The sequence below is a fragment of the Azospirillum sp. B4 genome, assembly GCF_000333275.1.
Taxonomy (GTDB): Bacteria; Pseudomonadota; Alphaproteobacteria; order Azospirillales; family Azospirillaceae; genus Nitrospirillum.
In genome coordinates, this window is the sequence record NZ_BACU01000159.1 from 1 (window position 1) to 10,187 (window position 10,187).

At 68.0% G+C, this 10,187-nt stretch carries 10 protein-coding genes; 7 read left to right on the top strand and 3 right to left on the bottom strand.

What is annotated here, in order from left to right:
- Both I55_RS07395 and I55_RS07400 read left to right on the top strand, forming a co-directional pair.
- On the top strand, positions 1 to 1,505 hold a 1,505-nt coding region (locus tag I55_RS07395), incomplete at its 5' end, for a TonB-dependent receptor (protein ID WP_044559867.1).
- 11 nt (positions 1,506 to 1,516) lie between these two features.
- The gene (locus I55_RS07400; RefSeq protein WP_148293615.1) at positions 1,517 to 2,257 is read left to right on the top strand and encodes a TonB family protein; all 741 of its coding nucleotides are present in this window, start codon (positions 1,517 to 1,519) and stop codon (positions 2,255 to 2,257) included.
- Between the two features lie 18 nt (positions 2,258 to 2,275).
- On the opposite strand, the gene I55_RS07405 is transcribed toward I55_RS07400, so the two are convergent.
- Both I55_RS07405 and I55_RS07410 read right to left on the bottom strand, forming a co-directional pair.
- On the bottom strand, positions 2,276 to 2,503 hold the full coding sequence (locus I55_RS07405) for a hypothetical protein (RefSeq protein ID WP_044559869.1): 228 nt from the start codon (positions 2,501 to 2,503) through the stop codon (positions 2,276 to 2,278).
- A 63-nt stretch (positions 2,504 to 2,566) separates the two neighbouring features.
- A complete protein-coding gene (locus I55_RS07410) occupies positions 2,567 to 3,118 on the bottom strand; it encodes a hypothetical protein (protein ID WP_044559870.1) in 552 nt (183 codons plus the stop codon).
- A gap of 215 nt (positions 3,119 to 3,333) precedes the next feature.
- Between I55_RS07410 and I55_RS07415 the strand changes: the two genes are divergently transcribed.
- Positions 3,334 to 4,155, top strand: a complete 822-nt coding sequence (locus I55_RS07415) for a hypothetical protein (protein ID WP_159107134.1) — start codon at positions 3,334 to 3,336, stop codon at positions 4,153 to 4,155.
- Between the two features lie 70 nt (positions 4,156 to 4,225).
- Here I55_RS07415 and I55_RS07420 read toward each other — a convergent pair whose 3' ends face one another.
- Positions 4,226 to 5,677 carry a GH1 family beta-glucosidase gene (locus I55_RS07420; RefSeq protein WP_252181063.1) on the bottom strand — a complete coding sequence of 484 codons (1,452 nt, stop codon included), beginning with the start codon at positions 5,675 to 5,677 and terminating at the stop codon, positions 4,226 to 4,228.
- A gap of 479 nt (positions 5,678 to 6,156) precedes the next feature.
- On the opposite strand from I55_RS07420, the gene cysT reads away from it, so the two are divergent.
- From cysT to I55_RS07440, 4 genes are all read left to right on the top strand, one after another.
- Entirely contained in the window at positions 6,157 to 7,032 is an 876-nt protein-coding gene (gene cysT, locus I55_RS07425; protein WP_064742472.1) for a sulfate ABC transporter permease subunit CysT, read from the top strand.
- Complete coding sequence (gene cysW / locus I55_RS07430) at positions 7,022 to 7,879, top strand: sulfate ABC transporter permease subunit CysW (protein WP_044559872.1); 858 nt, start codon at positions 7,022 to 7,024, stop codon at positions 7,877 to 7,879. The genes cysT and cysW overlap by 11 nt, the downstream gene beginning before the upstream one ends.
- Before the next feature lie 53 nt (positions 7,880 to 7,932).
- The gene (locus tag I55_RS07435; RefSeq protein WP_044559873.1) at positions 7,933 to 8,997 is read left to right on the top strand and encodes a sulfate/molybdate ABC transporter ATP-binding protein; all 1,065 of its coding nucleotides are present in this window, start codon (positions 7,933 to 7,935) and stop codon (positions 8,995 to 8,997) included.
- A gap of 34 nt (positions 8,998 to 9,031) precedes the next feature.
- Positions 9,032 to 10,187 (top strand): glutamate-5-semialdehyde dehydrogenase (locus tag I55_RS07440; protein WP_044559877.1); only part of this gene is annotated, 1,156 nt, incomplete at its 3' end.

Sequence of the window (10,187 nt, forward strand, 5' to 3'; positions counted from 1 at the left end):
TGTTCGAAACCCAGAGCCACACGCTCAGCGTGGCGGCCCGGGTGGGCGAGGATGGGGTGCTGGAGGTGCGCGGCGGCGTGCAATACACCCCCTATGAGGGCTTCGCCAACCAGCGCATGGACATGACCGACAACCGCGGCACGTCCGTGGACGCGCACTACAAGGCCGGATTCGCCTGGGGCCATCTGGACGCCACCGCCTATTGGCAGCATGTGCGCCACGCCATGAACTTCCTGGCTGACAAGGGCGGCTCGGACGATGGAGGCATGCCGATGAACACGCGGTCCAACGCCGAAGGCTACACGGTGAAGGCCGACATTCCGCTGACCCTGGCCGACACGCTGAGGGTCGGCAGCGAGTTCCACCACTACGCCCTGGATGACTGGTGGCCGCCGGTGGGCGGCATGATGGCCATGATGATGGGCCCCAACACCTTCCACACCATCAACGGCGGCACACGCGACCGCCTGGGCACCTTCGTGGAATGGGAACGGACCTGGGGCGGCGGCTGGAGCACCCTGGCCGGGCTGCGCAACGACACGGTATGGACGAACACCGGCACCGTGTCGGGATACAATGCCAGCTACGCCAAGGACGCCGCCGCCTTCAACGCCCGCGACCGCGCCCGCACGGACGCGAATTTCGACGCCACCGCCGAATTGCGCTACGCCGTCAACGACCGAACGACCATCGACCTGGGCTACGGCCGCAAAAGCCGGTCACCCAATCTGTATGAGCGCTATGCCTGGTCCACCGGCAACATGGCCAGCAGCATGATCACGTGGAACGGCGACGGCAACTTTTACGTCGGCAACCCCGACCTGAAGCCCGAGGTCGCCAACACCGTCAGCGCCTCCCTGACCTGGCACGCCGCCCCGGCCGTCAACACCGAGGGCGAGCCGCTGGCACCCGCATGGGAGGTGCGCCTGACCCCCCACTACAGCTATATCGAGGATTATATCAGCCAGCGCCTGATCGGGGCCGTGGTGTCCAACGGCGTGACCTTCGCCAAGGTCATGTTCGCCAATCGCGACGCCCGCACCTACGGCCTGGACATCTCCGGTCAGGCCACCGTCTGGCGTGATGCCGACCTTGGCGCCATTGGCCTCACCGGCACGCTCGCTTGGCTGCGCGGGCAGACCGTCTCGGACGATGATGGGCTTTATCACATCATGCCGCTGAACGGCCGGATCGGCGTGGAGCACACGTTGGGGAACTGGCATGGCACGGCGGAGGTGCAGATGGTGGACGCCAAGAACCAGGTTGATCGCCTGCTGCATGAACCGACAACCCCCGGCTATACCCTGGTCAATCTGCGCGGCAGCTACACCTGGGGAAATATCCGCCTGGACGTGGCCGTCGAAAACCTGATGGACAAGGCCTATGCCCTGCCCCTGGGTGGCATCGACTACGGCGATTGGCTGGCCAGCAATTATGCCGCGTCCCTGGGTTCGGTGCCGGGACCGGGCCGGTCGTTCAACGCCGGCCTGACCGTCCAGTTCTGACGGGGGCCAGCTTGCGATTGAAGACCGCCCCGCCCGCGGTAGCGCCCAGAGGCCGCGATGGCACCCGCCAGGCCGCCTATGGCCAGGCGGTGCGTCCCCGGGCGGGCGCGGTCTTCGCCGGTCTTCTCGCCCTGGCCATCCAGGCGGCCCTGGTCACCTGGATGGCCCACTGGTCTGGCCCTCATGGGCCGGGCCAGGAGCGGGATGTCGTGGTGACGGCGCGGCTGCTGGCCCCCGACAACCCGGCGCCACCGCCCCAAAAGGCGGCGGCATCGCCCAAGCGACGGGAACATGCCCCGCCAAAACCCCTTAGGCCGCAACCCCAAAGGCCGCCGCCCCAACCGGCCCGGACACCCACACCCGTGGCGCAATCCCTGCCACCCGAAGCGGCCGAAACCATCAGCCCCGCCGCGCCACCCGTGGCTCCCGCCCCCACCGCCGCGCCGCCGGCGATGATCCGGGTGGGCCCCCCGCCGCCGGACCTGATCGAGGCCTACACCCGTTCGGTATGGCTGGCCCTGGCGCGCCATCGGCCATCGGGCATCGCCGCCGCCGGAACGGTGGTGTTGATGATTTCGGTCACGGCCGACGGCCAGGTGCGGCAGGCGCTGATACAGTCGTCAAGCGGCAGCCGACTGTTGGATGGCGTGGCGCTTCAGGCCGTCGCCGACGCCGATCCCCTGCCGCCACCGCCGGACGCCTTGCTTGTGGGTGAGGTTTTCACCTTCACCGTGCCCTTCCGGTTCCGCTGATCGCGGCCCCGCCGGTGGTCAGGCGAGAACGTCCAGCAGACGCTGCTGGTTCTCGTCCACCGTCTTGGCCACCTTGGTCAAGGCCTTGAAGGTCAGGGCGTCGCTGCTGAGGCTGACCACGTCGGTGGGGTTGATGTCACCCTGGGCCGAGGCGATGGATACGGCATCCCTGTCCACCCGCGCGCTGCTGCTCTGCAGGCCGGCGGCCACGGTGGCGTAGGGGCTGGTCGCGGTGATGCTGGTCATGTCGCTGTATATAGCATCGCCCGCCGTTTTGGCACAGGGGGTGCGGCTGGACGGTGCGGCGGGTCAGCTTTGCGGCGGCACCAGCAGCAGGGTGACGGTGGCGGCCGGGCTGTTGGACAGCTGCAGCTGATAGGTACCGGCGGCCAGGCCGAAATCCACCACCTTGCGGATGCCGGAGCAATTGGGGCCGTGCCTGTGGCTGGTGCTGTCCAGCGACTTGCCGTCCGCCACCACGTCGATCCAGGCCCCCACATCCAGCGCCACGCGATAGGGCCCGGCCGCCGGAACGACGAAAGCCACGGTGCCGGCGTAGGTCTTGTCCTCCACCGGCTTGGTCGGCGTCACCGCCAGGGTCACGCCCTCCTTCGGCGCCAAGGTGATCCGCGCCGGCGTGCCCGGCATGATGGCGGGTATGCTGCCGGGACCCGTGGCCGCCGTCACCGGCACGGCCGCAACGCCCCAGGCCTTCAGGTCGGCCGGCCATTCCACCGCGACGCCCTTGCAGGAAGGGTCGGCCGCCGGGGAGCTTCCCGCCTGGCCACCACCCTGCGCGAAAGCCGGCACCGCCAGGGCCACCATCGCCGCCGCCATCATTCCCGTCACCGCACACCGCATGCCCGTCCCCTTCCCTGCCTCAAGTTCGCTATATCCAAACTAATATAGCGTTTAGGCGTTCCCGCCTTTCAAGGAAATCGCGTGCCGGCGCGCGCCGGCAAGTCGGGCTGGCCCCAAAAATTGACCTCGATGCGGCCCTACCGCCGCCCCAATGACGTCCTTTAGTATCAAGGCGGCCGATGGGGGCCGCGACTGAGCTGAACGTGGGGGTCTCTTTGAAAGCCAAGGCGTATTGGCGGGCGGCGGTGGCCGCCCTGATCCTGCTGCCTGCGGGCTGGGCCGGCGCGCGGCAGACGGAAGCGCAGGTGGAACCGCCTTCGGCCCAGCCGGGCACGGTGCCCGGAGTGGACCCTGGGGCCGGCCCCACGGCCGAGCCCATTCCGGAGATGGTAGTGACCTCGCGCGAGCAGTTCGGCAAGACCTCCTACGCCACGCTGGCCGAGGCGCTGAAGGTGCTGGACCACATGGAGAACGCCAGCGGCCACCACCTGCGCCTGGTCTTCAAGGTGGAACTGGGCAAAGACAAGTCCGGCCCGCTGCCCATCCAGTTATGGGCCGTCTACAACGGCAAGGAGGAAGCCATCGAATCCACCCCCGACGGCTATTTCTACGTTCCCTACCGCCCCGATTGGGAGGCGGCCGACGCCAAGCTGGTCAGCAACCAGGCCAAGGGTGCGTTGCGGGCCACGGTGATGCTGGAAGTGCTGCCCACCGAAGGCCAGCCCGTCGCCTATGCCGAGTTGCGCCAGGGTGCCAAGGTGCTGGACCGGGCGATCGAGGAATTCGTCGGCCCGGTCATGGGCTTCTTCGTGCCCAGCATCGACCAGCTGGATTTCATTTGCGAACCCCGGGACCATTGCCGCGTCAACGCCGCCCTGACCACGGGCGAGGCGCTGGAGGCCGACGACAAGGGCCGTCCCATCCTGGAATTCGGTCGCAAGATGGACCGCCGCAACCCCGCGCTCAGCCTTGCCGCCACCGGGGAGGACGGCGCCCCCACCCGCCTGTACGCCCGGCCGGAGCTGCACATCTTCTGAAAAGAACGGGCGGAGGATGTCCCCGCCCGTCCCTTCATCCTGAGACACGGTCGCTCAGAACCCGTTGTTCTCAAAACCCGTTGTTCTGGGCGACCTGGGCGTACCAGAGGCCGGAGTCCTTGATGGTCCGCTTCTGGTTGTTGGCATAGTCGACGTAGGTCAGGCCGAAGCGCTGGGTGTAGCCCTGGGCCCACTCGAAATTGTCCATCAGGCTCCAGGCGTGGTAGGCGCGCACCGGCGCGCCGTCCTTGATGGCGCGGGAGAGGGCGGCGAAATAAGCCTTCATGTAGTCGATGCGTTTCTCATCCTTCACATGGCCGTTCACCAGCGGCGTGTTGTAGGCCGCGCCGCTTTCCGTGATCTCGATGGGGCGGTTGCCGATGGCCTTGGCCATGCGCACCAGGGTGTCATGGAAGCCGTCGGGGTCGATGTCCCAGCCGATGTCGGTCTTGGCGTGCGGCCCCTCGCCCCACTGATGGTCGGTGTTCAGGCCGGGCACGCCGTTGCCTTCCGGCTTATCGGCCACAACCCAGCGAGTATAGTAGTTCAGGCCTACCATGTCGTAGTCGGCGCGCATGATCTTCTCGTCCCCCGGCAGGAAGCCCAGCAGGGCGTCGCGCTGGTCGGTCGGCAGCACGTCGGGGTAGGTGCCGTCCAGCACCGGCTGCAGGAACCACAGGTTCAGGAAACGGTGGTAGCGCTCGGCCGCGGCCTTGTCGGCCTCGCTGTCCGTACGCGGCACCATATTGGCCACGTCGCAGACGCTGCCCACCTGCAGCTTGGGATTGATGGCCTTCAGGGCGCGGAAAGCTTTGCCCTGGCTAAGGTTCACCACGTGGGTGGCCTTCAGCATCTGCAGCGGGTCCTTGTGGCCGGGGGCGAAGATGCCCTCCCAATAGCCCAGGTGGGTGAAGGTCTTGGGCTCGTTCAGGATGGCCCAATGGCTGATGCGGTCGCCCAGGGCGCGCCCCACGATGTCGGCGTATTCCGCCAAGCGGTCGGCGGTGTCGCGGTTGGTCCAACCGCCCACATCGTCCAGCGCCTGCGGCAGGTCCCAGTGATAGAGCGTGACCAGCGGGCGGGCGCCCGCCTCAAGCACCGCGTCGGTCAGGCGCTTGTAATAGTCCAGGCCGGCCTGGTTGACGGCACCCTTGCCCAGCGGCTGCACCCGCGACCAGGCGATGGAATAGCGGTAGCTCTTCAAATTCAGCTGGCGGATGAGGGCGGCGTCTTCCTTGTACTTGTGATAGCTGTCGCAGGCCACGTCGCCGGTGTCGTCCTTCTTGATGCGGCCCAGGCCCTTCTGATGGGTGAAGGTGTCCCAGATGGACGGCCCCTTGCCATCGGCGTTCCAGCCGCCCTCGACCTGGTAGGCGGCGGTGGCGGCACCCCAAAGGAAATCCTTCGGGAACGTCACCTTTTCGGCCTTCGCGGCCGCCAACGCGGCGCGCCAGCCCCCGCCAACGGCGCTCATCCCGGCCAGGGCGGCCGTGCCCTGCAACAGGGCGCGACGATTCATCATGCTGTCTGTACTCCGCTTCTTGGTAGCGCCTCATCCCCACGGAGGCCCCGCCGCGCACGCTCATCGCGCGGCCGGATCCGGTATCGGCTGTCCGGCAAGGCCAGGGCGCGCGCCGGCATAGTCGATCCAGCCGGGGAAACCGGCCTGGAAACGGTGCCGAGCTTGGTTTTTGTCATGCCCTTCCTCCCTGAAACGACTTTTACCCCATAGCGGACAACGCTGTCACACGCGATGTGACCGCTAACGTGCGGGAAATCGGTTTCCGACCGATAGGCTTATATTTCACACTTTTATGATGGTGATTTATTGAGTGATGCATGGCACCCCTGTGAAAGAGGCGCCTGCACCACGCGGCGTGAAGGTTGTACACGCTCCGGGGCTTATGCATTAATCTCGCGTCTCGAATTTGGGGAAAGGCCGCTCATGACCCGACCGGGTTCGTCTCACGTCGACTTATCCCTTTCGGACGGGAGAGCCCGGTGACGGCCGCGGCGTCCACCAGCGGCAGCGCCGCGCCAAGGCGCGGACGGGGCTTCCTGGCGCCGACCATCCTGCCGGGCTTCGGCACGGCCTTCGGCTTCACCCTGTTCTACCTCTGCCTCATCGTCCTGATCCCGCTGGGCCACATGGTCTTGGTTGCGGCCGGCGTGGGCTGGACCAAATTCTGGGCCATCACCCTGGCCCCCCGGGTGCTGCACGCCTTCTACATCAGTTTCGGCTGCGCGCTGGTGGCCGCACTGGTCAACGCCGTGTTCGGCCTGATCGTGGCTTGGGTGCTGGTGCGCTATCGCTTCCCTGGCCGGCGTATCATCGACGCCATGGTGGACCTGCCCTTCGCCCTACCCACCTCCGTCGCCGGCATCGCCCTGACGGCGATCTATGCCCCCAACGGCTGGGTGGGCGCCTTCGCCAAGGCGGCCGGCTTCAAGATCGCCTTCACCCCCATCGGCATCGTCATCGCCCTGGTGTTCGTGGGCCTGCCCTTCATCGTGCGCACGGTGGAACCGGTGCTGCAGGATCTGGACGCCGAGGTGGAGGAGGCGGCGGCCTCGCTGGGCGCCACCCGCTGGCAGACCTTCACCAAGGTGTTGTTGCCGGCCATCCTGCCGGCGCTGCTGACCGGCATCGCCCTGGCCTTCGCCCGGGGCGTGGGCGAATACGGCTCCGTCATCTTCATCGCCGGCAACATCCCGGCGGTGTCGGAGATCGTGCCCCTGCTGATCGTCGCCCGGCTGGAGCAGTATGACTACGCCGGCGCCACCGTCATCGCCACGGCCATGCTGGGGCTTTCCTTCCTCATGCTGCTGGGCATCAACTTCCTGCAGCGCTGGACCCGGTCGCGCCATGCCCGCTGATCCCCACTCCCGCCGCCCGGCCGTGGGCGAAGGTCCGCTGACGCGCGTGGCGCTGATCGGCTTGGCCATCCTGTTCCTGGCCGCCTTCCTTGCCCTGCCGCTGGCCGCCGTGTTCAGCCAGGCCCTGGCCAAGGGCGTCGGCGCCTTCATGAAGGGCCTGACCGACCCGGATGCCCTGCAGGCCGTCAAGTTGACCCTGACGGTGGCGCTGATCGCCGTTCCGCTGAACCTGGTGTTCGGCGTGGCGGCCAGTTGGGCCATCGCCAAGTTCCAGTTCCAGGGCAAAAGCCTGCTGCTGGCCCTGATCGACCTACCCTTCTCCGTCTCCCCGGTCATTTCCGGCCTGGTCTACGTGCTGCTGTTCGGCCTGCACGGCAGCCTGGGCCCCTGGCTGCGCGACCAGGGGGTGCAGATCATCTTCGCCGTGCCGGGCGTGGTGTTGGCCACCGTGTTCGTCACCTTCCCCTTCGTGGCGCGCGAGCTGATCCCGCTGATGCAGGAACAGGGCGTGGAGGATGAGGAAGCCGCCATCGTCCTGGGCGCCAGTGGCTGGCAGACCTTTCGCCTGGTGACCCTGCCCAACATCCGCTGGGGCTTGCTGTACGGCGTGCTGCTGTGCAACGCCCGCGCCATGGGGGAGTTCGGGGCGGTGTCCGTCGTGTCCGGCCACATCCGCGGCAAGACCAACACCATGCCCCTGCATGTCGAGATTCTGTACAACGAATACAACTTCGTGGCCGCCTTCGCGGTGGCCTCGCTGCTGGCGCTGCTGGCGCTGGTGACCCTGGCGGCCAAGGCGGCCCTGGAATGGCGTTTCGCCGACCAGATCGCCGCCGCGAAGCGCTGAGCCTCAAGTGACCGGAGCAGCGACGATGACAGCTAGAAAAACGGGCGGCGCGCATGGCCATTGAAATCCGCAACGTGGAAAAGACCTTCGGCGCCTTCACGGCGCTGGGCGGTGTCAGCCTGGACGTGCGCTCGGGCGAGTTGCTGGCCCTGCTGGGGCCCAGCGGATCGGGCAAGACCACCTTGCTGCGCATCATCGCCGGTCTGGACCACGCCGACGCCGGCGAGGTCAGCTTCGACGGGCAGGACACCCGCGACCGCGCGGCGCGCGACCGCCAGGTGGGATTCGTCTTCCAGCACTACGCCCTGTTCCGCCACATGACCGTGTTCGACAACGTGGCTTTCGGCCTGCGGGTGAAGAGGAAGGCGGAACGGCCGGCGGAGATGGACATCCGCCGCCGGGTGGACCAGCTGCTGACCATGGTGCAGCTGTCGCACCTGGCCACCCGCTATCCCAGCCAGCTGTCGGGCGGCCAGCGCCAGCGCGTGGCGCTCGCCCGCGCGCTGGCCATCGAGCCCAAGGTCCTACTGCTGGACGAGCCGTTCGGCGCGCTGGATGCCAAGGTGCGGAAGGACCTGCGCAAGTGGCTGCGCCACCTGCACGATGACATGAACATCACCTCCATCTTCGTGACCCACGACCAGGAGGAGGCGCTGGAACTGGCGGATCGGGTGGTGGTGATGAACCACGGCCAGATCATCCAGGTCGGCACCCCGACGGAGGTGTATGACACCCCGGCCGACAGTTTCGTCTTCGACTTCCTGGGCGGGGTGAACCGCCTGAACGGGGTCGTCGACCGGGGCGTGGCCCGGCTTGATGGCCACCCCGTGCGGGTGGACGGCGAGGTGGGCGCTGAGGGCCCCGCCCTCATCTATGTGCGCCCCCACCAGGTGGAACTGGGCGTGGCGCCCGCCGATGGCGTGCCCGAGGGCAAGTGGAGCGCGCGGGTCAGCATGGTGCATGCCGCCGGCCCCGTGGCCCGAGTGGAACTGGACCTGGCCGGCCGCGCGCTGGAAGCGCAGCTGTCCCGCGACCGCCTGAGCGATCTGGCGCTGGAGGTCGGCAGCTGGTGTACTGTGGACTTCCGCCACGCCCGGGTGTTTCCCGCCAAGGCTTGACGGTTCACATGAAAGACTTCAGGGCGTGCGGATCATGGATGGGCAGACGGTCGACCTTACGGCGTTGATGCGGGACATCGGGCAGCGGGCGCGCGCCGCCAGCGCCCAGTTGGCCGTGACCACGCCGGAGCAGCGCGTCGCCGGCCTGCGCGCCGCGGCATCCGCGTTGCGCGCTGACGCCGCCCTGATCCTGGAGGCCAACGGCCGCGACATGGCCGCCGGCCAGGCCAAGGGCCTGACCGCCGCCTTGCTGGACCGCCTGCGCCTGGACGAGGGCCGGCTGGAAGCCATCGCCAAGGGGCTGGAGGATGTGGCCGACCTGCCCGATCCCCTGGGCGCCGTCCTGGCGGACTGGACGCGGCCCAACGGCCTGCGCATCCAGCGGCTGCGCGTCCCCCTTGGCGTCATCGGCATCATCTATGAAAGCCGGCCCAACGTGACGGCCGACGCCGGCGGCCTGTGCGTGAAGTCCGGCAACGCCGCCATCCTCCGGGGCGGATCGGAAAGCCTGCATTCCTCATCCACCATCGTCGCGGCCATGCGCCGGGGCCTGGTGGAGGGCGGATTGCCCGCCGACGCGGTGCAACTGGTGCCCACCACCGACCGCGCCGCCGTGGGCATCCTGCTGACCATGACGGAGCACGTGGACGTCATCATCCCGCGCGGCGGCAAGTCGCTGACGGCGCGGGTGGCGGCCGAATCGCGGGTACCGGTGATCAAGCACCTGGACGGCATCTGCCACGTCTACATCGACCGGGCGGCCGACCCCACCAAGGCGCGGGCGATCGCCCTCAACGCCAAGATGCGGCGCACCGGCGTCTGCGGTGCCATGGAGACGCTGCTGATCCACCGCGACGTGGCGGCCGCCCAGCTGCCCGCCCTGATCGAGGATTTGATCGGCGCCGGCTGCGAGGTGCGGGGCGACGCCGCCGTGCAGGATCTCGACGCCCGCGTCCTGCCCGCCGACGACGCCGACTGGGATACCGAGTATCTGGACGCCATCCTGTCGGTGAAGGTGGTGGACGGCGTGGATGAGGCCATCGCGCATATCGAGCGCCACGGCAGCCACCACACCGACAGCATCGTGACCGAGGACGCGGCCACGGCGGAGCGCTTCCTGGCGCGGGTGGACAGCGGCATCGTGCTGTGGAACGCCTCCACCCAGTTCGCCGACGGCGGGGAGTTCGGCT